The sequence below is a fragment of the Parabacteroides sp. AF21-43 genome, from assembly GCF_003635435.1.
GTDB classification, from domain to species: domain Bacteria; phylum Bacteroidota; class Bacteroidia; order Bacteroidales; family Tannerellaceae; genus Parabacteroides; species Parabacteroides distasonis.
Genome location: NZ_QTMG01000023.1, coordinates 25,127 through 50,053, shown reverse-complemented (window position 1 = coordinate 50,053; position 24,927 = coordinate 25,127). Strand labels below are relative to the sequence as shown.

24 protein-coding genes are annotated in these 24,927 nt (G+C 47.8%); 14 read left to right on the top strand and 10 right to left on the bottom strand.

Annotated features, from left to right (window positions below):
• Positions 1-109: 109 nt before the first annotated feature.
• A complete protein-coding gene (locus tag DWX84_RS15335) occupies positions 110-1,222 on the bottom strand; it encodes a transcription termination/antitermination protein NusG (protein WP_122377550.1) in 1,113 nt (370 codons plus the stop codon).
• A 518-nt stretch (positions 1,223-1,740) separates the two neighbouring features.
• Positions 1,741-2,673: a site-specific integrase gene (locus DWX84_RS15330; protein WP_122297360.1), complete on the bottom strand. Its 933-nt coding sequence runs from the start codon at positions 2,671-2,673 to the stop codon at positions 1,741-1,743.
• A 143-nt stretch (positions 2,674-2,816) separates the two neighbouring features.
• Here DWX84_RS15330 and DWX84_RS15325 point away from each other — a divergent pair, with 143 nt between their 5' ends.
• A complete protein-coding gene (locus DWX84_RS15325; protein ID WP_122297359.1) occupies positions 2,817-3,449 on the top strand; it encodes a BT4734/BF3469 family protein in 633 nt (210 codons plus the stop codon).
• 27 nt (positions 3,450-3,476) lie between these two features.
• Positions 3,477-5,282 (top strand): DUF3987 domain-containing protein, encoded by a 1,806-nt coding sequence (locus DWX84_RS15320; protein ID WP_122297358.1) that lies wholly within the window; start codon positions 3,477-3,479, stop codon positions 5,280-5,282.
• A 224-nt stretch (positions 5,283-5,506) separates the two neighbouring features.
• Here the strand turns inward: DWX84_RS15320 and DWX84_RS15315 are convergent, their stop codons facing one another.
• Positions 5,507-5,746 (bottom strand): DUF4248 domain-containing protein, encoded by a 240-nt coding sequence (locus DWX84_RS15315; protein ID WP_034527861.1) that lies wholly within the window; start codon positions 5,744-5,746, stop codon positions 5,507-5,509.
• A 227-nt stretch (positions 5,747-5,973) separates the two neighbouring features.
• Here DWX84_RS15315 and DWX84_RS15310 point away from each other — a divergent pair, with 227 nt between their 5' ends.
• From DWX84_RS15310 to kdsA, 11 genes are all read left to right on the top strand, one after another.
• Positions 5,974-6,471, top strand: a complete 498-nt coding sequence (locus tag DWX84_RS15310; protein WP_122297357.1) for an HU family DNA-binding protein — start codon at positions 5,974-5,976, stop codon at positions 6,469-6,471.
• Between the two features lie 10 nt (positions 6,472-6,481).
• Positions 6,482-6,763 (top strand): hypothetical protein, encoded by a 282-nt coding sequence (locus DWX84_RS22220; RefSeq protein WP_122377553.1) that lies wholly within the window; start codon positions 6,482-6,484, stop codon positions 6,761-6,763.
• Positions 6,760-6,858 (top strand): smalltalk protein, encoded by a 99-nt coding sequence (locus DWX84_RS21500; protein WP_005861849.1) that lies wholly within the window; start codon positions 6,760-6,762, stop codon positions 6,856-6,858. The genes DWX84_RS22220 and DWX84_RS21500 overlap by 4 nt, the downstream gene beginning before the upstream one ends.
• A 318-nt stretch (positions 6,859-7,176) precedes the next feature.
• The gene (locus tag DWX84_RS15295) at positions 7,177-7,623 is read left to right on the top strand and encodes an N-acetylmuramoyl-L-alanine amidase (RefSeq protein WP_121960995.1); all 447 of its coding nucleotides are present in this window, start codon (positions 7,177-7,179) and stop codon (positions 7,621-7,623) included.
• Between the two features lie 78 nt (positions 7,624-7,701).
• Entirely contained in the window at positions 7,702-8,553 is an 852-nt protein-coding gene (gene prmA, locus DWX84_RS15290; protein WP_121960996.1) for a 50S ribosomal protein L11 methyltransferase, read from the top strand.
• An 89-nt stretch (positions 8,554-8,642) separates the two neighbouring features.
• Positions 8,643-8,864, top strand: a complete 222-nt coding sequence (locus tag DWX84_RS15285) for a YtxH domain-containing protein (protein WP_005861840.1) — start codon at positions 8,643-8,645, stop codon at positions 8,862-8,864.
• Between the two features lie 7 nt (positions 8,865-8,871).
• The gene (locus DWX84_RS15280; protein ID WP_005861838.1) at positions 8,872-9,279 is read left to right on the top strand and encodes a phage holin family protein; all 408 of its coding nucleotides are present in this window, start codon (positions 8,872-8,874) and stop codon (positions 9,277-9,279) included.
• Positions 9,239-9,613, top strand: coding sequence for a hypothetical protein (locus DWX84_RS15275; protein WP_005865964.1), 375 nt, complete (start codon positions 9,239-9,241; stop codon positions 9,611-9,613). Before DWX84_RS15280 ends, DWX84_RS15275 begins: the two co-directional genes overlap by 41 nt.
• 185 nt (positions 9,614-9,798) lie before the next feature.
• Positions 9,799-10,800 (top strand): type I glyceraldehyde-3-phosphate dehydrogenase, encoded by a 1,002-nt coding sequence (gap, locus tag DWX84_RS15270; RefSeq protein ID WP_005861834.1) that lies wholly within the window; start codon positions 9,799-9,801, stop codon positions 10,798-10,800.
• 69 nt (positions 10,801-10,869) lie between these two features.
• Positions 10,870-11,793, top strand: a complete 924-nt coding sequence (miaA, locus tag DWX84_RS15265; protein WP_005861832.1) for a tRNA (adenosine(37)-N6)-dimethylallyltransferase MiaA — start codon at positions 10,870-10,872, stop codon at positions 11,791-11,793.
• The gene (kdsA, locus tag DWX84_RS15260) at positions 11,790-12,593 is read left to right on the top strand and encodes a 3-deoxy-8-phosphooctulonate synthase (protein ID WP_044545592.1); all 804 of its coding nucleotides are present in this window, start codon (positions 11,790-11,792) and stop codon (positions 12,591-12,593) included. The genes miaA and kdsA overlap by 4 nt, the downstream gene beginning before the upstream one ends.
• 62 nt (positions 12,594-12,655) lie before the next feature.
• On the opposite strand, the gene DWX84_RS15255 is transcribed toward kdsA, so the two are convergent.
• Positions 12,656-13,306, bottom strand: coding sequence for a Crp/Fnr family transcriptional regulator (locus DWX84_RS15255; protein ID WP_369799702.1), 651 nt, complete (start codon positions 13,304-13,306; stop codon positions 12,656-12,658).
• A 213-nt stretch (positions 13,307-13,519) separates the two neighbouring features.
• Here DWX84_RS15255 and DWX84_RS15250 point away from each other — a divergent pair, with 213 nt between their 5' ends.
• Positions 13,520-15,724 (top strand): DUF5686 family protein, encoded by a 2,205-nt coding sequence (locus DWX84_RS15250; RefSeq protein ID WP_121960997.1) that lies wholly within the window; start codon positions 13,520-13,522, stop codon positions 15,722-15,724.
• Here the strand turns inward: DWX84_RS15250 and DWX84_RS15245 are convergent.
• The 6 genes from DWX84_RS15245 to DWX84_RS15220 all read right to left on the bottom strand — a co-directional run bounded on the left by DWX84_RS15245 (position 15,718) and on the right by DWX84_RS15220 (position 24,886).
• Complete coding sequence (locus tag DWX84_RS15245; protein WP_122144285.1) at positions 15,718-16,590, bottom strand: N-acetylmuramoyl-L-alanine amidase-like domain-containing protein; 873 nt, start codon at positions 16,588-16,590, stop codon at positions 15,718-15,720. The two genes, DWX84_RS15250 and DWX84_RS15245, sit on opposite strands and share 7 nt — an antisense overlap.
• Before the next feature lie 3 nt (positions 16,591-16,593).
• On the bottom strand, positions 16,594-18,615 hold the full coding sequence (uvrB, locus tag DWX84_RS15240; RefSeq protein ID WP_121960999.1) for an excinuclease ABC subunit UvrB: 2,022 nt from the start codon (positions 18,613-18,615) through the stop codon (positions 16,594-16,596).
• 3 nt (positions 18,616-18,618) lie between these two features.
• Positions 18,619-18,813, bottom strand: coding sequence for a PspC domain-containing protein (locus DWX84_RS15235; RefSeq protein WP_005865954.1), 195 nt, complete (start codon positions 18,811-18,813; stop codon positions 18,619-18,621).
• A gap of 183 nt (positions 18,814-18,996) precedes the next feature.
• The gene (locus DWX84_RS15230) at positions 18,997-19,893 is read right to left on the bottom strand and encodes a sugar phosphate isomerase/epimerase (protein ID WP_005865953.1); all 897 of its coding nucleotides are present in this window, start codon (positions 19,891-19,893) and stop codon (positions 18,997-18,999) included.
• A 32-nt stretch (positions 19,894-19,925) separates the two neighbouring features.
• Positions 19,926-21,725: a RagB/SusD family nutrient uptake outer membrane protein gene (locus DWX84_RS15225; protein ID WP_005865951.1), complete on the bottom strand. Its 1,800-nt coding sequence runs from the start codon at positions 21,723-21,725 to the stop codon at positions 19,926-19,928.
• A 17-nt stretch (positions 21,726-21,742) separates the two neighbouring features.
• Entirely contained in the window at positions 21,743-24,886 is a 3,144-nt protein-coding gene (locus DWX84_RS15220; protein ID WP_122377552.1) for a TonB-dependent receptor, read from the bottom strand.
• Positions 24,887-24,927 lie beyond the last annotated feature (41 nt).

Here is a 24,927-nt window from a genome sequence, read left to right as displayed (position 1 = left end):
TTAAATGCTCGTTCAGCAACCGCACCAAACGAACGCCGGAAGGAAGGGAAGACATTTCTTTTTGATTTATGATTTTTGATTTAAACTGTCAACTGTCACTTGTCTACTGTTAACTTATTTCATGGTTGAGCCACCCGTCGTAATCGTCCAACCGGCGGATCAAGGATAACTTGCTTTTCTTGGGCGAGGACTCACCCCGCCACGGATCCACCACCTCATGCGCCATCTGCCGGTAAAGGGCGCTGTCCGTGCAACCGTAGAGCGTCACCAGCAACAAGGCACGGGATTGCGGAGCTTTCACCACCGGGAGCATACCACGCATCGTGTCATGCAAACGTGTGAACTCCTCCTCATCGCCCAACAACTTGTAGGCAGAAAGAAGCAATGAGTAGATCTTGCAACGCATCACGTCCGTCTCCGCACGGAGCGAACCGTAGGATCTCAACACCTCACGGGCCAAGCGGGTATCCTCCTCTGATACGCTGCCGGAGGCATGGTAACGTCCCAAGGCATCGTGCAAACCCTCCCGCAGACGGTCGTTATCCAGATGGGTATAGACGTGCTTACCCTTTGTGTTCAGCTCGATCAGCTCATACTCGCCCGGCTTCACCTCCAACAAGGGGACCCACATGCAATCGAGGATACGAGCCATCACATCTTTATGACCGCCACCCGGCTGGATCACCACCTCCGCCTCCATACCGGTAAAATAACCGGACGTGATACGCACACGGTCTCCCTTCAGCAAGCGGTCGCTGTCCGGTACGTACACCGGAAGCTCGTTGGAATAAGATTCCGCCACCCAACGTAAATTCCCCATCTCGTCATCCGACAGATAAGGGAAATGAGTCATGCCTCCGGAAGAGACCCGGGGAAGGAAATTGTATAGGGGAAGCGTACGCTTCATCTGGAAGATCTCCTCAACCGAGGACCGGACAAACACGTAGTTGAACAGCAGGGGCCGCTTCGTGTTGACCATCTTTCCGTCCACCTTCCTCACCTCCACATAGGAGGGGGCGAAATACTCGAACAACGTCTCCCCACGACGCTCGCGCCGGGAAAGCTCGGCATCCAAGCTTTTAGCGGGGCTGATCCTGTCGCGTCGTGCCACACCCGTAGTAGGAAGCGTGAGCACGTACCAGCGTACAGTCTTCAGGTCATGACGCTTGCCAACCCGCGCCGTACCCCTCTCCGAGCAACCGTCTCTCAAAACATTCATCATTATGATTATCTTTTCCTAAGATTATAGCAGGATCTCCACTCAAGCCTCACGACAATTCAAAGCCCTACCAAGAGAACCATATTTACTCCTGATAAACAACACTTTATGTCTTTAAAAATGGCTTTTCTGAAAATCACCATCGCTTGAAATATTAAGCTACTCGGGAAGTAGCGTAAAAGGAGGTGAAAATTACCCAGCTGTAGAGACGGAGCGTGCTCCGTCTCCCATCGTCTGACGGTAATTTAAATACCATTTTGAGGAGATGAGACGGGGCACGCCCCGTCTCTACAGGGATACACACACAGGTTATGAGGCATGGTGGAATGATACCGGGAACAAGAGGTCGTTTCACCCGCGTCACCATGTCTATACGTTTAGGATAAAATGGGAAAATCAAAGAATCGAGAGGATCAAACGCCTACAATGAGTAAACAAGCGGATCTATTCGCTTGTTTTTAGTTATTTTTTACTATATTCGCGGCATGAAAGAATACGCTACTTCCCGAGTAGCCAATCTCTTACCCTACCTCGGATACCGGTTTATACACGCTCTCGAAGCAAGCCCGGTTCACCGCCGACAGACGTTCCAAGGAAAAGCTCTTCAAGTAAATTTGCGTGGTCTTGATAGACGTATGCCCCAACAGCTCACTGATCATCTCGATCGGTACGTCCTGTTCCTTCAAGGTCGTGGCGAAAGAGTGACGGATCGTGTACGAGGTGACCGGCTCACCCACACCACAAGTCTCCGCCAGCGACCTCAAGGCGCGGTTAAAGCGCAGCAAGGCGCCGTTGTATTCCGCATAGGCCGCCTCACCCGTTTTCTTCCCGCTCAGAAACGGGAACAGGTAAGGCGAGTCCTTGTCCGTGCAAACCGCCAACTCATCCAACAAGAGCCGTACATCGGCCGGGATCTCCACCCGGATGAAAGACCCGCTCTTCTGACGGTGGTACGACAAGACCCCGTCCTTGACATTCTCTTTCCGCAAATGGGCGAAATCCACGAACGCCATCCCGCTGAACGAGAACATCAGGCAAAAACACAGCTGGGTTCTCCGCATCTCCGGCTCAACTCTCGGAGTCCCCATCAACGAACGCAAGCTATCCAGAGGCAACGCCTTCTTCCGCTTGCTCTCCACGCCTGTAAACACCCCCTTGAACAGATTCGGGATATACGAAACCTCGCCAGCCTCCACCGCCAAGTTATAGATATGCCGGATTCGCCGCATATAGGTGGACACCGTATTGCGCATACAGCCCCGCTTCGACAGCCATGCCTGATAAAGCAAGAGCCTCTCTTTGTCTATATAGGCATAAGGGATTTCCTCCATCCCGCAAAAACACTTGAACGAGCGTAAAGCGTCCAGATAACTCTTCGCCGTGGAATAACGCCCCACCTCACGAAGGTGGGCTATATAAGCCAACATACCCCCCACCACGTCTTCTTTTTTCATATAAATCCTCCTTAAATCCTTGTTTATTCTGTTATCTTTTATTTAATCATGTCAACACCATTAACATTGGGACGAACTGTTCGTCCCGCACTTTATTTTATTAATCCGACCTTCACCGCCGTTAATCTTAAGAAAAAGAATACATGAAAAATGAATTTAAAATGTCCCTTTTCGCAGCCCCGATCTCACCGGTCAAAGATAGCCTAACGGGACGAGTATCACGACCGGCTACCGTATATCCCAGTCGAGAAGTCACCTTACAGGAGGTGGCCCGACTCATCACCGGCGATCCGGCCCTCGAACGCCTCACCCGGCAGCTCCGCCTCCCGCTTGAGACGGGTGACAAGGAACGATTCAGCGAGCTGAAACGGCAAACGCTACCGTATGTCACGCCTTGCGGGACTTTCTCCTACCGGAAAAGCGATCGGCTCCTAGCCCCGAGCGGATTGGTAGTAGTGGATGTAGACGGATTGGACTCTACCGCGGAGGCGGAAGCTCTCCGAAGACAGCTGTTCGACGATGCCTACCTATGCCCCACTCTCTGCTTCATCAGCCCGAGCGAACGAGGCGTAAAGGCTTTCGTCCCCTATCCGGAACATCCCGGAAACGAGACACCCGCCTATATCTCCGAGCATATCCTAGGCGTAATGAACTACGTGGAATATGTGTATGGCGACGGAGAGACGCGAGGCTCCCGGAAAGTAGACCCGAGCGGCAAAGACATCGTCCGCTCCTGTTTCCTATGTCATGATCCCAACGCACTCTTTAGGATTTGAAATCATAACTCATAAATCATAAATTACATGTCAGACAGTTTATCCCGCTTAGTAGAAGCGGTTCGTTCGGCGGGTGTAGATATCGCCCCCGGATATTGTGAATACGTACGCTTGGCGTTTGCCATCGCCAACGATTGCGGCGAGGCAGGACGAGAAGGTTTCATCGCCCTGTGTTCCCTATCGGTGAAGTTTAACCGGGAGAAGGCCGAACGACTTTTCTCCAACTCCTTGAAAAAGGGAGACCACAGGATACACCTCGGTACGGCCTTCCACTTGGCCGAACTGGCGGGCGTACGCTTGGAGCCTCCAAGCCGCCCCCGCAATACGCACGCAAGTAATGCAAGTAATGCAAATAATGCAGCACCTGTTTCCCACACACGTGCGTGCGATAATAATGTAGAGACCGAGATCGAGGAGCAGGTCGATCCGTTCACCCACCTGCCCTTCTTCCCCGAGGGGCATGAGTGGCCCCGGATGTTGCGGCAGATCATGGCGTTCGGACAGAGCCGGGAGCAACGGGATGTACTCCTTCTGGGCGGGCTCACCACCTTGGGCGCCTCGCTCGCCCAGACGCTGCGGTTCCTATATGGAGGCAAATGGTTCTTCTCCAGTTTGCAAACCTTCGTCGTCGCTCCCCCCGCCTCCGGAAAAGGCGTGCTCGCGTGGACGCGAATGCTCGTGCAACCGATCCACGACGAGATCCGGGCGACCGTGGCGGAGGAGATGAAAAGGTATAAGAAAGAGATGACCTCCTTCAATTCCTTGGGACGGGAAAAGGCGAAAGCCGAGGAGCCGGAAATGCCTCTCAACCGTATGTTTATATTCTCCGGCAACAACACCGGTACCGGTATCTTGCAGAATATCATCGACTCGGGCGGCGTGGGGATCATCTGCGAGACCGAGGCGGACATGGTCAGCAACTCCATCGCCTCGGATTATGGCCATTGGAGCGAGGTGATCCGCAGCTCGTTCGATCACGACCCACTCAGTTACAACCGGCGGACAGACCGGGAGTATCGGGAGCTGCGGCACTCACACCTGTCGGTATTGATAAGCGGAACACCCGGGCAGGTGAAGCCGCTGATCCCTTCCAGCGAGAACGGATTGTTCTCCCGGCAAATGTTCTATTATATGCCCCGTGTACTTCACTGGATCAACCAGTTCAGCCTACAGCGGACCGACACGTCGCTGGAGTTCCAGAAATTGGGCAAGGACTGGATCGCTCACTTGAGAGAGATCCAGAAACTGGGGGTGATCTCGCTTCGCTTGACCGACGCGCAAATCGTCTCCTTCAACGAGGTGTTCCAAACCTTGTTCGAGCGCTCCCGGAAGGGCACCGGCAACGAGATGAACAGCTCCGTCGTACGGATGGCCATCAATATCGGACGTATCCTGTCGATCGTCGCCCTATTGCGAATAACAGGGGAATGCGAGGAGGCGGGAGACTTCGCCGCCAGCCTGCGCAAGTCGCCCCGGCTCACGCCAGACCCGCAGACCTGCGCCGACAACATCAAGGACGGGATCATCACCCGCTGGGATCTCTCCATCCAAGAGGATGATTTCCAAGCGGTCCTTTCCTTGGCCGAGCCGATGTACCTACACGCCGTACACATACTCTCGTTCCTTCCCGCCAACGAGGTGAAGAACCGGGGCATGGCCGACCAAGAACGTCTCTTCATCGCCTTGGATACGGATTTCACCTATCAATCCCTCTTGGAAGAAGCCGAGAAGCTGAAGATACCCAAAAACACCGCATGCAGTTGCTTGCAACGTTGGCAGAAACAGGGAATCGTCCGAAAGGGAGAAAAACGAGGGGATTATAAGAAAACATAATCCCTCTTCCTCCTCTTCTTTTAAGTATGTACGCACGTGTGTGGGAAAACAGGTACTGCACTACTTGCATTATTTGCATTACTCGCACGCCCCACACGTACACCGGCATCGCCTCACGCCTACGCCCGTACAGGGCCACGCCGATATACGTGTGGGCTAACGTCAATATACGCATGAAGCGATGCCGATATACGCATGCGAAAGCGAACGTGGAAGATCCTCGTTCAAGGACGGCCCAAATAGCGAAAGATCAGTTCCACTTGCAGGGAGGTGAAAATCCGTTGCCGGTTTTGGTAGCCTGTCTCATCCAGCTCATGGCTGAGCTTCTGATGATGCCGGACCCATCCCGCCAAGCGGTTGAGGGCGGAACACGGACTGATATCGGGAGCATAGGCCATGGCCAACTCCCGTTTGCTATAAGGGCGCACCGGCCACTCATCCAGATATTCGTTGTTTGTTTGCATAAAATAGGTGTTTTTCAATTCATTTACAGGAATAAAGATACTGAAAAAGTACGAATCCGGCAACGATCCGATCCACTAATATTCATCTTTTATCACCTTATATACCCCGATTTCACACCGCCTCTACGAGACTCATTCCGGAGGAAACCGGAAGTCGTACATTCGTAATCGAAAACAGATCGATCCCATTTTCAATTTTCAATTTTTAATTTTAAATTATCAAAACTATGGCATTAAATTACAGTGTGGCCCTTCGGCCCAACCCTTTGAAGAAAGACGAGCCGGCGAAAGCGTACGCCACGGCACAGATCAATGGAGAGCTGTCGCTCAAGCAACTGAGTCGCCGGGTATCCATGCAAACCACCGTCAGCCGTGCGGACGTGGTAGCGGTATTGATCTCCACCGTCGAGAACCTGCTCGATGCCCTCCAAGAGGGAAAGCAGGTGGATTTCGGCGATTTAGGCAAATTCCGTCTACAGATACTCAACGAGGGGGCGGAGAGTCTTGAGAAATTCACATCTACAAACATCACCGGTGTCAACATCCAGTATATACCGGGTGAGGACCTGAAGAACATCTTCGCCGGACTGGAGTTCCAGCCGGTGGCCAGCCGCAAGGCTCAGCAAGCCGTGCTTCGTGCGGAGAAGGCCGGGGAGACCTCTGTCGATATCAGCAAGAAGCCCGCTTCCGGAGGGGACGACTCGGAATCGCCTGACGAGATCTAGCGTGTCACTTTTGGCTTGTACCCAATCGGTATGTCACTTTTGGCTTGACCCAAAAGTAACCAAAAGGTCAAGGCTGACGCTGACGGGCTACTTCGAGACCTACGCTCGCTGTCGCATCCCAACTCGCTTCGCTCAGACAGGGATGCTCCGGGCGCTCGCTACGGTCTCTCCGCTTCACGCCCGTCCGCTGAGGCCGTCCAAAGGAAAGCTCCGCTTTCCTCTTATATCGTCCGTGATATCATTATTCATTGTTCATTATTCATTGTTCACTATTAATTATCAATTATCATGAAGAAGTCTGTTTGGAGTACCATTCTCAAAGTGATCATCGCTGTTGCTACCGCCATTGCGGGAGCCTTCGGCCTGCAAGCTTGCCAATTGTTTTAGCAAGCCTCCCCCACCCGTTCCCACTCCCTAAAGAAGACAACCTCCCCCAAAGAGGACACCCTCTACCCAGAAGGACAGTCTTTCTCAAGGGGCCGGCCTCTCCTCAAAGAGCCGGGAACGGCTCTCCCTCCGGCCTTAGCGGGCGGGCGTAAAGCGAGGCGGCCGAAGTGAGCGACAGGAGCGTCCCTGTTTGAGCGAAGCGAGTTGGGACGCGACAGCGAGCGAAGGCCGACGAGTAGCCCGTCCGCGTCAGCCTTGAACTTTTGGTTACTTTTCTTTCAAGAGAAAAGTAACACACAAACTAAAAAAAGAATAAAAATGAAACAATATTGCTTTTACCAGAATTACAGGGAGGTTCGCCTCCTTGTAATTCATTGCAGCGCAACACGGTACGACCGGAATTTTCCCGTGGAAGCGCTTCGAAGCGCACACAAGGATCGTGGGTTCGCCGACATCGGCTATCATTACTATATCACCCGGGATGGCGAGCTGCACCGCTGCCGGCCGGAGAACCAGATCGGGGCACACGCCTCGGGCTGGAACGATCACAGTCTGGGTATTTGCTACGAGGGCGGATTGGATGAGCGAGGTCTTCCCGCTGATACCCGCACCTACGCCCAGCGTTGTACCCTGCTCGATCTCTTGCGGCAGCTACGCCGTGATTACCCGTCAGCGCATATCCTGGGACATTACCAACTCAGCCCCTATATCCGCAAGGCTTGCCCCTGCTTCGACGCGGAGAAAGAATATGCGGAATTGTATTAGGCTTCGTGATATTTGAATAGGCAACAGATTTTTTCGTATGTTTGCGGACAATATAGAAAATAAACAAAAAGATACGACATGAACTACTACGAACTTAGTTTCACATACACCTCTCCTATCGAAAAAGAGATTATCAATGACGTGCTGGCCGCCGAGTTGGGGGAAATCGGTTTTGAGAGCTTTACGGAAAGCGAGAAGGGTTTGCTGGGATATATATCCGAGGCTTTATACGACAAAAAGACATTGGATGATAAACTGGCCGACTTTCCGCTAGAGAATACCCGGATCGATTACACCTCCAAATGGGTAGAAAGCAAGGACTGGAATGAGGAATGGGAGAAGAATTATTTCAAACCCATCCGGATCGGAAGCGAATGCATCATCCGTGCCTCCTTCCACGAGGCGGAGCCCGGCTATACATATAATATAATAATAGACCCGAAAATGGCTTTCGGCACCGGCAATCACGAAACGACTTATTTGATGATAAGTGAGATGCTGAAACTAGACCTAGAAGGCAAGGAGCTACTGGATATGGGATGCGGCACAGCCGTGCTGGCCATCTTGGCCCGGCTGAAAGGGGCGAAACGGGTAGCGGCCATCGACATCGACGAATGGGCTTATAACAACGCCCTAGAGAATATCCGCCTGAATCATACCGAAGACATACAAGTTGCCTTGGGCGGCGCCGAGAAAATCAAGGAATTCGGACTATTCGACATCGTCTTTGCCAATATCAACCGGAACATCCTCCTGAATGACATTTGTCAATATACAAACAGTATGAAACAGGGAAGCATCCTATTTATGAGCGGCTTTTATGTAGAAGATATCCCGGCGATAGAAGCTGAATGTCAGAAAAACGGGCTGAAATTGGATTCTTATAACGAAAGAAATAACTGGGTTGCCGTGAAGGTCTTAAAAGGATAACTTTTTTTAACAACAAAAGTTAAGACAAGGATAAACCTTAATCCAAATAAATACGTTATCTTAGTGGAAACTTCTAAAAAGAAAAAGTTATGAAAAGCGTAGATTCAAAATTATTACTTGGCCTTGTAGTAGGCGCGGCTGTTGGTGCCGCTGTAGGTTATTTGGCAGCGACAGATAAGAGAGAACAATTACTGGAAGAATTGAACGGTGTTGTCGGAAAAGTAAAAGAAGGTTTTAACTCCGCTCTTGCCAAATATAAAGAAGGAAAGCAAGAAGTAGTACAGGCAACAGAAGAAATCGTAGCTGAATAAGCTTTGTATGGAGAAAGATTCAGGAACAGTCTTCCGTGAGCTGAAAGAAGATGTATCGGCTTATGTGGAGTTAAAACTTGAGCTCCTAAAGTTGAGTACATATGAGAGAACGGGTAAAGTCATAGCCGTTCTCTCATATGGCTTGATATTATTGTTTTTGGCATTCTTCGCCATCTTGTTCATATTCTTGGCCTTGGGCTTCTTCCTAGGGGATTGGCTCGGCTCCTCCGGGTTCGGATTCGGTATCGTGGCGGTCTTGTACCTGCTACTTATCGGCATTATAATAATGAATAGGGACAGGATCAGCACAAAAGTATTAAATGAGGTAATAGCCGCCATGACGGCGAATGACGATAAAAATAATGCGACAAACGATGAACAACCAGCAAACCCCACTGGAGAAACTGATTTCTGACAAAGAACGCATACAGAGACAATGTAAGCGGCAGGAACAGAAATTGAATGAGGATTTCTCTTATATACAGGAGAACGCCGGAAGTTTGTTGTTATCCGGACTATCGTCTCTCCTTTTCCCTAGCAATAAGTCAACGACAAAAACAAACGACAAGAACACAGCTCCCGTAACGGCCGGACAACCCTCCATCGCTTTAGGGATCTCAGACTATTTATCCATAGCGAAAGGTATGATTCCCATCGCTTGGGATCTCGCTCAACCATTTATTATGACGTGGGGAATCAAAAAAGCGAAAAAATGGTTCTCAAATCTCTTATTCAAGAAAAAGAAATAACCTCCAACAATTAATTTATGTTAGAGGGCAGTTTTTTTCTCGCTATATTATAAGGCTCAATACAAAAAACATGACTACATTTGCAGTCGTTAAAGCAAGGATAAAATGAATATCTACTCCTTGCGATGGATAAGAGATAAAAATAAAGACTTATTATTAATAAACCCATAAAAAGTTTTATTACAATGATCAAACTAGGTATTAACGGTTTTGGCCGTATCGGACGTATGGTGTTCCGTGCTGCAGTTGCTAACTTTGGCAACGATATTCAAGTTGTAGGTATCAACGACCTTTTGGATGCTGATTACTTGGCATACATGTTGAAATATGACTCAGTACACGGTCGTTTCGACGGCGAAGTAGCTGTAGAAGACGGCGCTTTGGTTGTAAACGGTAACAAGATCCGTTTAACTGCTGAGATGGATCCTGCTAACTTGAAATGGAACGAGGTTGACGCTGACGTTGTTGTTGAGTCTACTGGTTTCTTCTTGACAGACGAGACAGCTCGCAAGCACATCCAAGCTGGCGCTAAGAAAGTTATCATGTCTGCTCCTTCTAAGGACGCTACTCCTATGTTCGTTTACGGTGTTAACCATACAACTTACGCAGGTCAAGACATTATCTCTAACGCTTCTTGTACTACAAACTGCTTGGCTCCTATCGCTAAGGTTTTGAACGACAAGTTCGGTATCGTTAAAGGTTTGATGACGACAGTTCACGCTGCTACAGCTACTCAGAAGACTGTAGACGGTCCTTCTAAGAAAGACTGGAGAGGTGGTCGTGGTATCCTTGAGAACATCATCCCTTCTTCAACGGGTGCCGCTAAGGCTGTAGGTAAAGTATTACCTGTATTGAACGGCAAATTGACAGGTATGGCTTTCCGTGTACCGACTTCTGATGTTTCTGTTGTTGACTTGACAGTAGTTCTTGAGAAAGAGGCTTCTATGGCTGACATCTGCGCTGCAATGAAGGAAGCTTCTGAAGGCGAATTGAAAGGTGTTCTTGGTTATACTGAAGACGCAGTTGTTTCAACTGACTTCCGTGGCTGTGCTAACACTTCTATCTTCGACGCTAAAGCTGGTATCTCTTTGGATTCTAACTTCGCTAAGATCGTATCTTGGTACGACAACGAGTGGGGTTATTCAAACAAAGTTTGTGAGATGGCTCGCGTTATCGCTGGTAAGTAATTTATTACCACTCTACATAGAAAAGGCTATCCTCTTTGAGGATGGCCTTTTTTTTCGTACGTTTGTATCATGAAATCATATGAACTTATCACGATTCTAGGGCCTACGGCTTCCGGAAAGACGACCTTCGCCGCCGCTCTCGCCGCCCAGTTGGATACGGAGATCATCAGCGCTGATTCCCGGCAGATCTATCGTTCTATGGATATCGGGACGGGTAAGGATTTGGCCGATTACAACGTGAATGGAAAACAAATCCCCTATCACTTGATCGATATCTGCGAGCCCGGCTATAAATATAACGTATTTGAGTATCAGCATGACTTTTTCCGGGTCTATGAGGATATGAAGCGGAGGGGTAAACTCCCGATCTTATGCGGAGGAACCGGGATGTACATAGAGGCCGTATTAAAAGGATATAAGCTATTAGACGTGCCTCAAAATCCTGAGCTAAGGGAATCCTTGAGGAATAAAACCTTGGAGGAGCTGGAAACCATCCTCGCCTCTTATAAGATATTACATAATAAAACGGACGTGGACACCGCCCAGCGGGCTATCCGTGCGATCGAGATCGAGGAGTATTATAAGACTCAGGCACCAGACGTAAATGAATATAATCCGATCAACAGCCTGATCATCGGTATCCACATCGACCGGGAATTACGTAGGGAAAAAATATCCAGACGCTTGCGGACCCGGTTGGACGAAGGAATGGTGGATGAGGTTCGTACGATCTTGGCTACGGGTGTTAAACCGGAGGACTTGATCTATTACGGATTGGAATATAAGTTTCTTACTTTATATATTATCGGGGAGCTTTCTTTTGAGGAGATGGTCTCGCAACTCGAGATAGCGATCCATCAATTCGCCAAGAGGCAAATGACTTGGTTCCGGGGCATGGAACGCCGGGGTTGCGAGATTCATTGGATAGACGCCACCCTACCGACCGAAGAAAAAATAGCGACAACAATGCGAATTCTAAATAATCAGCTATGATAACAATAAACGATCTAAATAAAAGCGAGAACTTCTTCTTGATGGCAGGTCCTTGCGTAATCGAGGGGGAAGATATGGCGTTACGTATCGCCGAGAAAATAGTGGGTATCACGGAAAGACTGCATATACCCTATGTATTCAAAGGCTCCTATCGGAAAGCGAATCGCTCCCGTCTGGATTCTTTTACGGGCATCGGGGATGAGAAGGCGTTAAAGATCTTACGGAAGGTGGGCGAGACGTTCAATATTCCCACCGTTACCGACATCCATGAGACAACGGAAGCTGCCATGGCCGCCGAATATGTCGATGTCCTTCAAATCCCGGCTTTCCTATGCCGCCAAACGGATTTATTGGTAGCGGCGGCCGAGACCGGGAAGATCGTCAATATAAAGAAAGGACAGTTCCTTTCGCCGGGTGCCATGCAATTCGCCGTACAAAAGGTAGTGGACGCAGGAAATGATAATGTCATGATCACCGAGCGGGGAACGACATTCGGCTATACCGACCTTGTTGTCGATTTCCGGGGTATCCCGCAAATGCAAACATTCGGTTTCCCAGTCATTATGGATGTAACCCATTCCTTGCAGCAACCGAACCAAACCTCCGGCGTGACCGGTGGATTGCCCGCCCTTATCGAGACGATAGCGAAAGCCGCTATAGCCGTAGGCACGGACGGCCTGTTTATAGAGACCCACCCGGAACCAAGCCAAGCCAAATCCGACGGGGCCAATATGCTAAAACTGGATTTATTGGAAGATCTTTTGACACGTTTGGTACGTCTACGCCAAGCGATCCTATAAAAAATAAGGGGCCCTTACTAAAAAGGCCCCTTTATTTCTTATTTTTACGATCAATAATCTAATTATCCCATCTTGCTGATCTTCTTCAACCGATCTTCATCTATCAACTTAATCTTTCTACCGTCTAAAGCAATGATACGTTCCGCCACAAAGGTGGACAACGTGCGAATAGCATTCGATGTAGTCATATTAGATAGATTTGCCAGATCTTCACGAGCCAAATAGATGCTTAACGTAGCACCGTCTTCTTCCAACCCGTAACTATCTTTCAGGAATAACAAAGATTCAGCTAATCGCCCACGAATATGTTTTTGCGTAAGGTTAACCGTACGTTCATCCGAGATACCGAGATCAATGGATAATTGTCGGATGAAAAACATAGCCAAATTCGGATTGCTCATTAAAAGGCCCGTAACCACTGTCATAGGAATCATGCAAACCGTAGAAGCCTCGAATGCGGAAGCGTTCGTCAAGTAATCTTCTTGAGCGAAACTAGCCCGGTAACCAAAATACTGCACAGGCTTAATCATTCGGATAATCTGGCTTCTGCCACCTACTCCATCCTTGTAAATCTTCACTTTACCCTTTAACAAGCACATCATGTCCTTTGGTTCGTCGCCCTCGCAATAAATCAACTCGTTACGTTTGAAATGCTGGATCGTCGAATTACTACGGAGGATCTCACGTTCCTTATCGGTCAGAACCCTCCACACCTCTGATAAACTGGCCGATAAATCGACCTCTTCTTTTTGCTGTTTAACCACGACTGCTATATAACATACTTATGAAGCACAAATATACGATTTTTCTTTTGAAAAAATAAAAACTTTTGTACGATTAATTACACCATATTGTAACATTTTACTTTCTTTCACGTCTAAACTGAAATTTATTCATTATGTTTGTCTGGAAAGAATGTAAAATCGTTGAAAAAGTTATATTCGATACTTACCTTGATTTTAATCTCTATAAGTATTTTCGCAAAGAGCACTGATACTTATAGTGATAAGATCCTGTCTTTTGGCAAGGGGAATCGAGAAACGAGAGAACGGGCGGACTCGATCATGCACCTTGTCATCGAAAAAGCGGCCCAATACCAAAATACGGTATCGAAATACGAGGCTGAGATTTATATCAAAGGACGTACAGAAATTTTAAAACAAAATATGTTAATACGTCTCGCCCATCATATCTTTCCTATCGACCGGAAAAATAAGGATATGCTTTTTGAAATGGTCTGTCAATCTAAATTTAACGCCCCGCAGAATTATCTTCATGATCTAAAGGCGGTCAACGGAAACAGCATACCCAACGGGAAAAAGCAGCAGGAGGCCTTGGCCTTCTTGAATTTGAACGTATACTCCCCTACCGCTTACGATGATGCTATCTTCATGCCGATAGCTAGCAACGCTTTTAAGTTTTATACGTTCAACTTGGAAGGGCTGGAGACTATCAACGGCTTGACGATTTACAAAATCCGTTTCCTACCGAAGCAATGGAGCCAGAAATTGGTATGCGGGGATCTATATGTCATCGACCAGTCATGGACGATCGACAAGATCGATATGAACGGTCGTTACTCTTTCGCCGAATTCAACCTAGTCATGAGCTACGGACGGGATTTCAGACGGTTCATCCTACCCGAGAAGGCGGATCTATTCCTCCGATACAGGGTATTGGGAAACGCAGTGGCAACCACCTACCATTCTTCCTTTAAGTATCAGGAAGTGGAATGGGTGGAGGAGGACAACGAAAGCCATAAATGGAAATCCTTGGACCTGACCAATTATTACAAACTCTCGTCCGATACGGTTCCTATTATCAGGGATTCCACGTATTGGAATATCCATCGTGACAATCCCTTGAGTCCGGATGAAACCCACTTATATAGTAAAGCCCAAGAGCAGAATATAAGTAAAATCGATACGGCCGATGATCTCCAGAAGTACGTTAAGCTAACGGAGCAGTTGACGAATACGGTCAATATGGATTATAAAACGACCCGTATTAAATATTCCGGCTTTCTAAATCCGTTCCAATTGGGTTATTCCGCCCGTAACGGCATCACTTACAAACAGCGATTCCGTATCAGCAAGACATTCGCCCGTGACAAACAGATTCGTTTCCGTCCGGAGATTGGTTACGTATTCAAGCGCAAGCAGATATTTTTCAAGGTCGGAGGCGATTGGGAATACTCGCCGCAGAAACGGGGAATCTTATCGGTAGAAGTAGGAAACAGTAATGAGAGTTATTCTTCCGAGATCACCCAAAAGATCAATGAGGAATTGAAGGATTCCACCTTCAATTTCGATGATTTAAACCTTGAGTATTTCAAACATTACTATGCGGAAATAAAAAACTCCATCGAGTTATTCAATGGGTTTCAATTAACAACAGGCATCTCTTACCATCGCCGTATCCCCTCTAAAAAGAAAGTGGCGATTGATCCCGGGGATGATGTAGAGGAAATACTTAGTCAAAATTATAATGACTTTACGCCCACGCTCGGTTTCTCCTATACCCCCCGCCAATATTATCGCATGGACGGATACCGGAAGGAGTATGTCTATTCTTACTATCCCACGATATCAATCGAAATAGCGAGAGGTATCCCCGGAGTCGGGAAAAGCTCAGGAGATTACGGACGTATAGAGGCGGACGTGCATCAAAGCCTTATGCTTGGCCTGTGCAGACGATTGAACTATCATATCAGCGCCGGTCTTTATACACAACAGAAGTCTACCTATTTCGCAGACTTTAGGTATTTCACCCGCAGGAATTTCCCCGATACGTGGGATGATCAGATTGGCGGAGTCTTCAATCTACTGAAAGGCGAGTGGTTCAATGCCTCCGATAAGTATATACAAGCACATTTCATGTATGAAAGCCCTTTTATCTTATTTAAGGTTCTCCGCATCAACTCCACGAAAAAGTTCATGCAAACGGCCTCACGCTATATCCTCTCCGAACGCTTTTATTGGAGCCAGCTATGGACACCGGTCTTGCCTAGCTATACGGAAGTCGGATACGGGATCGGGAACCATATCTTTAATATCGGGATATTCGCCGGATTCGATCGCTGGCATTACCAAAGCATGGGATTCAAGTTTGCCTTCGAGTTATTTCAATGAATCGATAGTGGGCGGGCTACCAATATCCCTTTACAGCTCTTTATCCCCTCGGCGTAATCTCGTAAGGAGGATGCTTGGATGATTCCCTTTTTAGCGGAAGAAGAGGCATGGATAAATGTCAGTTGTCCATCCTTCCAATAGGCGATCCCGACATGCGTCACGTCCAGCCCCTTGATAGAAGTAACAAAACAGAGGATATCGCCATTCTTGATTCCGGACGAACATTTCTCGATCTCCTGTTTAGGCACATAATAATGAGGACGTAGGTTTATCTCCTTTTCCTTATCGGCCATCCTTCGAACTCTTTCCGGATGGTTCTTCAGTTGCTTATAGCTATCCGGATGCGTAGAGATAAAAGATAAATCCAAAGGTAGGGAGGCACCACCGATTTCCCTCCCCATATCTTTCACGATTCCTTTTCGCTCATTCTCATAGAACCAGTCCGTCATATAATGCAAACGATCTGTGTAATCCCCTATCGTACCCTCTCTGTACCGGAGCCGTTGTAGATTCTCACAGAAGTTCTCAAAGGTAGTTTTTTCCTCTCGCAGGGTACGGGATAAAGCCAATACGGTCTCCGCGAATGTGGTGCAATCCAATTCCCGCAGATTGACCACCAAGCCCTCCGGCTCCTTTTCCAAGGTAGAGGCGACATAAGGAGTCCCCCGGAAGAAAAGGGCGGTATGGATCATTAGCTCGTCTAGGGGTAACGACTTCTTAGGTTCCATCTGAGTACAATACCGATCGAAAATAGCACGATCCTCATCCGTACAATACAATTTACGGGATGTATGCTCTTGGGCGTTCACTAAAAACACCATACATACACACACCCAAAAACCGAGCAGTAGCATTCCCCTTCTCATAAGCTAATCCTTTTTCGTTTTCAGTAAATCCTCCAATTTCACCAGCTCGTCACGGAATTGGGCAGCCTCGATGAAATCCAGTTTCTTCGCCGCCTCTGTCATCTGTTTGCGAGTCCGCTCGATCGCCTTCTCAAGCTGCGTACGGTTCATGTATTGCACGACCGGGTCCGCTACCAAGCTTGGTTCCGGCTCTATATAAGCGTAAGGCTCCGCCGTTTGTTGTTTCTCGGCAAGCATGGATACACTGTTTTTCATGACTTGCTTCGGAGTAATGCCATGCGCCTCGTTATAAGCCATCTGTTTCTCCCGCCGGCGATTGGTCTCGTCCATGGTCTGTCGCATACTCGCCGTGATCTTATCGGCATAGAAGATAACCTTTCCGTTCACGTTTCGGGCGGCACGTCCGGCTGTCTGTGTCAAGGATCGGTGGGAACGCAAAAAGCCTTCCTTATCCGCATCCAAGATAGCGACCAACGAGACTTCCGGTAAGTCCAGCCCCTCGCGTAGCAGGTTGACACCGATCAGCACGTCAAACAGGCCATTCCGCAGGTCGTCCATAATCTGTACCCGCTCCAAGGTATCTACATCGCTATGTATATAGTTGCATCGTACCCCCATGCGGGTCATATACGTAGTCAGCTCTTCCGCCATACGCTTGGTCAAGGTAGTCACCAAGACTCGTTCGTCTTTTGCCGAGCGCTGCGTGATCTCCTCCATCAAGTCGTCGATTTGGTTTAATGAAGGACGGACATCGATAATCGGGTCCAGCAGGCCTGTCGGACGTATCACCTGCTCCACCACCACTCCCTCGCTCTTTATCAACTCGTAATCGGCGGGAGTAGCGCTCACATAAATGCCTAGAGGCGTCAACGACTCGAACTCATCGAAGGTAAGCGGACGGTTATCCATCGCCGAGGGCAAACGGAAACCATACTCCACCAAGTTTTTCTTCCGGGCATAATCCCCGCCATACATCGCACGAATCTGCGGGATCGTCACATGGCTCTCGTCTACGACTAGCATGAAGTCTTTCGGGAAATAGTCCAACAGGCAGAAAGGACGATCTCCCGCCGCGCGTCCGTCGAAATAACGGGAATAGTTCTCGATACCCGAGCAATGCCCTAGCTCCCGGATCATTTCCAGATCAAACGTGACACGCTCATACAGGCGTTTCGCCTCGAAGGGCTTACCGATCTCCTTGAGGAAATTCACCTGCGTCCCCAGATCCACATCGATCTGACCGATCGCCGTATTGATACGCTCTTGGGTGGTCACGAATAAATTGGTAGGATAAATATTCAGCTCATCTTGCTCATCATACTCCTCGCCTGTCAACGGATTGAAAGAGGAGATGCGGTCTATCTCATCATCCCAGAACTCGATACGGTACGCCATGCCGTCGAAGGTCTCGATCGCCGGGAAAATATCCACCGTATCGCCATTCACACGGAAACAGCCGCTTTTGAACTCCAGCTTATTATTCACGTACAGGGCGTCTACAAACCGGCGCAACAACTTATCCCGGTCGATACGCATACCCCGTTCCAGATGCGTCACTTTCTCGGCGAAAGCCGTAGGATCCGCCATACCATACAAGCAGGATACGGATGAGACCACGATCACGTCCTTACGACCCGACAATAAGGAAGCCGTAGCCCTCAAACGCAGCTTATCGATCTCCTCATTGATCGCCAAGTCTTTCTCTATATAGGTATCGGTAGAAGGTAGATAGGCCTCCGGTTGGTAATAATCATAATAAGAGACAAAGTACTCTACCGCATTATTGGGGAAAAACGCTTTAAACTCACTGTACAACTGGGCGGCAAGCGTCTTATTATGACTGAGTATCAAGGTCGGTCTCTGAACTTCCTTTATCACGTTAGCGATCGTAAACGTCTTACCCGAACCGGTAACACCTAAAAGTGTCTGGAAAGGAACGCCGTTCTTGATCCCTTCCGACAATGCCGCAATCGCCTCGGGTTGGTCACCCGTGGGACTGAACGAAGACGATATTTCAAAATTCATTCTTTATCCGATCTGTTGTTTAGGCATTATCAACCATAATATGACGTAAAGCAGTATACCGAATCCGGCGAAAAGAACCATCAATACCCATACGATCCGTACGATCGTCGGATCGATATCCAAGTATTCCGCAAGACCGGCACAAACGCCACCTATCATCTTATCATCCGAACGAGTCAATCTTTTCTTCTCTTCCATTATCCTCTATTTTAACAATTAGACAGTATACACGCAAAGATAATTTTTTCCTTCTAATAAAATAACAACTCCAGTCGATAATTCTTACAATTACGACAATGCCCATTGCAGGCTCTTTATAATGGGCATTATAAAGCACTTACAATGGGCATTCAACACCGCTTACAATTGCGGTTAAGCAGCCTATCGTTCCAGCAACTCTTGCAAATATTTACGAGTTTGGATCACATAATCATGGCGAGTACCATTCAGCTCACATTCAATTGTTATAGCGCCCTTGAATCCTTGTTTTTTCAACTCAGCGATCACAGCAGGGAAATCTACATCGCCCGTAGGGATCGGTACCTCACGGCCCAGCTCATACGGATTGCCAGGATCCGGATACTTGCCATCCTTCGCATGGAACTCCTTAATCAAGTTACCAAACAACTTGACCGCATCCAAGGAGTTCGACTTGCCATACATTAGTAAATTCGCCAAATCACAATTGATAAACAAATTACCCGTACCGATATCCCGGATCGCACGAATTAAAGTGATAGGAGTCTCCTGCCCTGTCTCGAAATAAATCATGACATTACGCTCCTTCGCATAAGTAGCCAAGCCACGCATCACCTCGATGAAATCCTTATACTGCACCGAAGACGGATCCTCTGGAATAAATCCAAAATGCGAGTGCATAGCCGGAATACCTGCCTGCACACAAAAATCGATCATTTTACGGTATACGTCCAACTTCTCGGAACGCTCATCGGTAGGTACCAGGCCGATCGTGGCCGGTCCTTGACGAAAATTCCACGTACTTTTACTTCCCGGCACACCAACCAACGTAGTTACCCGGATCCGATGCTTCTTGGAAGCGGCCTTCACCTGCTCCGCCAATTCCTTCGTAAATCTTTTTTCACTATAATTTAACTCACAAGAACCAAAGCCCTGCTCATGCAGGTCTTTGAAGCTCTTGTCTATATCGCATACATCATATTGGATGACACCGATCGTGATCTGTTCCTGCGCCTTCATGACTGGACCAATCAAGGCCATAGCCACCGCGCACGTCCATATATAATTCCTAATGCTCATATTCCTTATTATGCAATCTAAGAATCAATTAATTATTGTTCCATAGTCGGATTGAACGTACCTCCCCAATTATTATTCTGCTCCAAATTCGGGTTCTCGTCCAAGTAAGTTTTCTTGATCGGGAAGAAATAGAAGCTTTCCTCGATCACGAACTGGCGCTCAGCTGCCTCCGTATAAGGAACTTGATGGATTACGTAGCGGAAATCACCGGTAGTCAACTCATTCTTGGCGATCCGGTCGCGAGCGATGTTCAAGTCCATATCCGAGCCATCCGGGTTGACTGCGATCGCCTCGATACCATGTTTTGTCCAACCGGCCAACATCATCATATTACGCGTACGGCGCAAGTCCCAGAAACGATGTCCCTCATAGCACAACTCGATATGACGCTCATCCAAAATCGCCTGACGGATCTCCTCACGGCTACCCACCTTCAAGCCATACAAACCATCAGCTCCAGCCTCTATACCCGCACGCTTGCGGATCTGTTTCAACAAATCGATAGCTACATCTGAATGCCCGTTCTCATTAGCGGCCTCCGCATAGATGAACATCACTTCGGCAAAGCGCATCAAGATATAATCAATATCGAACGTCATCACCTTGTCTTGTGTCAAGGAAAGATCGGACACTTTGTAATTATACATTCCAGAAAAAATATCATTGTTGGCCGCATTGACACCCGCATTCGGATTGACACCATATTGATCGTCCGCATTGCTCACACCCAAGGCATTATACATACGGTTGTCGGCAGGTCTACCAGCAACCGGCCATTCGCGTCCGTTATACAAACAAGCCCTGTTGAAACGCGGATCGCGATTCTTCCAGAAAGCCTTCAGCAAAGCCTGCTCGTCGCCCACGTAATACTTACCCGTAGGATCGTCGTAACGCTTACCATCCAACATCGGGAAATCCTTTACGAATTCCCAAGTAGGATTATGATAAGGTTTATCACGGCTCACGGAAGCCGGACGCGTCCCATACTCCCAAGTAGCGACACGGTTCGGATTTGAATAAATAACCGGGAAGATTACCTCCGGACCTTTTTCTTGTAACCAAATATCCGCCGGATTCTCAGTCAATGCGATGCCATTCTGCACACAAAAATCATACGCCTCCTTAGCCGCCACGTAAGCCTCTTTCCAGTATGCGTTATCATACATACGTTTCGGATTGAACTGAGGAGAAGCTTTCAGTAACAAGGTCTTTGCTTTCCAAGACTTTGCGAAACACTGGTCTATACGCCCATAATCACTGGAACTACCAGCAATCTTGGCAGGCAACAAGGAAATCGCATGATCCAAATCCTCTATCATAAACTGGAAACATTCCGGCGTAGAGTTACGTTTCACGTACAAATCATCCTTATCTTTATCTTGCGGCACTTTCAAATAAGGTACGCCACCATGATGCAACACCATCCAATAATACATATAGGCACGCATGAAATAGGCTTGTCCCAACATGAAATCCACAGCATCCTTATCCTCTATCACGCTAGACTCCAGTTTAAAGATCGCCTCATTGATATGGCGGATCTTGGTATAGTCCCATTTTTTATAACTATCCCCGGTCTCCGTGATCGTACCCAAATACCAAGGAATACCCGTCACTTGATCCGAATTTTGGTCGGCAGAAACACTCCATCCCTCAAAACACTCCTCATACAGATTGTTCACGTAAGCCTGAGCCAGATTAAGGTCTCCCCAAACCATAGACTCATCGTAGGTCTCTAGGTTGTCGATATCCAACGTGTCACAGCCTGTTGTCATTCCACCTAACAAAAAGGCTGTACTAATTATCGCGTATTTAAATTGAATCATTTTCATATCTTCCTATATTATATTTAGAATGAGAAATTAAGACCAAAAGAGAACGTTCTCATCAAAGGATAAGAATCATAATATTCCTGTTCCGGATCCAAGAACTCGGTCACAGCTGAAATACAGAATAAGTTAGTAGCGTTCGCAAATACCTGAGCATGCGTGATTCCTAACGGACGAAGAATAGCCATAGGCAAATCGTAACCAATATTCAGATTCTTCAAACGCAAATAAGCGCCATTACGCATCCAGTAACTCGTATTACCCGCTCCAGACTCATACCAACTCGTACCCGTGATACGTGGATAAACTCCATCCGGATTAAGTTCCGGATCGTACACTTTATCACTCGTCCAAATCGGGAAATAAGGACGAATCGTACCACCATGTTGATAGAAACCTTTATCTACGCCACCTACGAAGCGATCATATTTTCCGACTCCTTGAAAATGCACATCCAGCGTGATTCCCTTCCACTTGATACTACCGCCAAAACCATAATTGATACGCGGCGTACCATTCTCACTCAACAAATTATACTCATCATTGCTATCAACCCGTCCGTCTGGTCCCTCCGAGTAGCCATCACCTCTCGTATCCTTATACAAGATACCACCCAGATAGGGATCTCGTCCGAATTGCTTGAAACCTTTCGCCTTCAAGGCTTCCACCTCAGCCGGATCCGTCAGCAAGTGATCGGCGATCAGACCCGTCAAGATTCCCTCAGCCTTGCCCAATTTCGACAATGCATGCAGGTTACCCCCTTCTCGATAAGTGGCATCCTCATCCAATACATCCCAACGATCACGTGCGAATCCCAGATTCAAATAGGCGGAGTAAGTAATCTCGCCATTCGCAGCCTTATCCATCCAAGTCAAGGCCAACTCACCGCCTCGCCAAGAACGTTCGGCATAGTTTTCCGGAGCCAAAGCCTGTCCGTACGTGCTTGGGAGTGTCACCGTACGCGGTCCGAGGATATCTACCTCTTTCCGATAAAAGGCATCGAACGTTCCAGACAAACGATTATTGAAGAAACCAAAATCCAAACCACCATTATAAGTAGTAGAGGTTGCCCATGTCAAGGCATAGTTCGGAGTCGCTCCAGCCACAATCGTATTTGCCAAGTTATTACCGAAGATATATTTTTCACCCAGTTTGTACTTTTGCAAATAAGAGAACGCATCCACCTTGTCTACCGGGTTCTTGCTCAAATCCATATCGTTACCCGTCGTACCATAAGAGGCACGGATCTTCAAATTACTCAACCAATCGGACGTCGACTCCATAAACGACTCTTGGCTGATACGCCATGCGGCGGACACTGAGGGGAAAAAGCCCCAACGCTTACCTTCCGGGAAGAGGGTGTTACCATCGTAACGGAAAGAGAACTCGGCGATATACTTCTGATCGAATGTATAGTTGAAACGGCCGATCCAAGAAAGGCGCCCTCCGGTCTTCTCCTTCGCCTCGCCCCAGCGCCGCAAAGCATCGGACGAATAGTTGAACATCTGGTCTAAATTCGTAAGCGGAGACTCACCTTTGGCCGATACCTCCTCGCCACCATTAGATGCCTGCTCGAATACCACCATGGCTGCCACATCATGCTTACCGAACGTATTGGCATAATTCACGAACCAGTTGAATTGCTCGGTCCACAATTGTTTAGTCTTATACTCCAGATTCTCGTAATTCTGCGAGAAGTTGAAGGTATTATATTCATTCAGATTCAATGGAGCCGGCAAGAAACGATTGCCTTGCGGATCCGCTTGCTGGAATTTATAGTTTTTCTGGAAGGTCATAAAGCGCTTCCGGTTGTAATCGTGGCCCAGATAAGAGGCCATCACTTTCGTGCTCAAACCTTTCGTTATGAAATCAAGGTTGATATTAAACGAAACGATACCGTTCAAGTTACGCCGACGTGTCTTCAAATAACGGTTTCCAACCACTTGATCCACGGGATTCCATCCCTGCCAAGAACCATAGTCTTGATAGATCGGATAGTCCGTGATGGTGTTAGCGGGCGTTCCGTCTAAGTAAGAGTAAAACGGCGTTGTCTTCATTGCGTTGAAGGTACAACGGTATAAATCGTACACCGCTTGGTCGTCATCGTCTGAGAAAGGCCAGTAGAAACGCTTATCGTTCGATTGATTCGCATCCAAGTTCACATTCATGGTTATATACTTGGTCAAATCGACAGAAAGGTTCGAACGTAAAGAAAATTTCTTATTCGCCAATGACACATACGATCCCTCCTCGGCCAAGAACGATCCCATCACATAATACTTTACCTTGTCCGTACCACCGTTCACGCTCAAGGAGTGTTTCGTATTCCAGGGATTCTGCCAAATATAATCGTTCACGTTATAGTTGATCTTATTGTCACGGAAATAGGCATACTCCTCCTCGCCATTTGGAAGCGGCGTACCTTGGAAACGAGCTACCGCATTCTGATAGTCCAAATCATCAATCGCATCCCAACGGTCGGCAAACAATTCCTGAGTCGGTTTACTAAACGCATAAGAACCTTGGTAATTAAATATCGGTTTCTGATTTTTCGTTCCTCCCTTGGTCGTTACCAACACGACACCATTTCCTGCAGCGGAACCATAGATTGAGGCGGTAGCCGCATCTTTCAAAAAGCTCATTTGGTCTATTTCATAAGGTTCCAGCAAGTCAAAAGCCTCTTTATCGCGAATCACCCCATCAATAACGAACAAAGGATCACCGAATCCTCCACGCATACGGATCTCGGATTTAGCTCCCATCAAACCAGAGTTACCCGTGATCGTAGCTCCCGGCGCACGTCCGGCCAAAGAGTTTGAAAGGTTTGTACTCGGGATCACTGATAGATCATCTGCTTTCACGTTCGATATAGACCCGGTCATGTTCACTTTTTTCTGCACGCCATAACCTACGACAACGACCTCATCCAACTTCTGTGTATCCTCTTTCAAACGGATTTCCAACGTACTTTTCCCTGCCACAGGAATCTCGCGGTCTAGATATCCGATATAAGAAACCACCAAGATTGCGTTTTCAGGGACATTGATTAACGTAAACCTACCATCCATATCGGTAATCGTTCCGTTTGTCGTCCCTTTTACAAGAATGTTCGCACCAATCACAGGTATACCGGCTTCATCAATAACGGTACCCGTAAATCTTATATCACCCTGATTTACAGAATAATTATGGGGGGGGGGGGGGG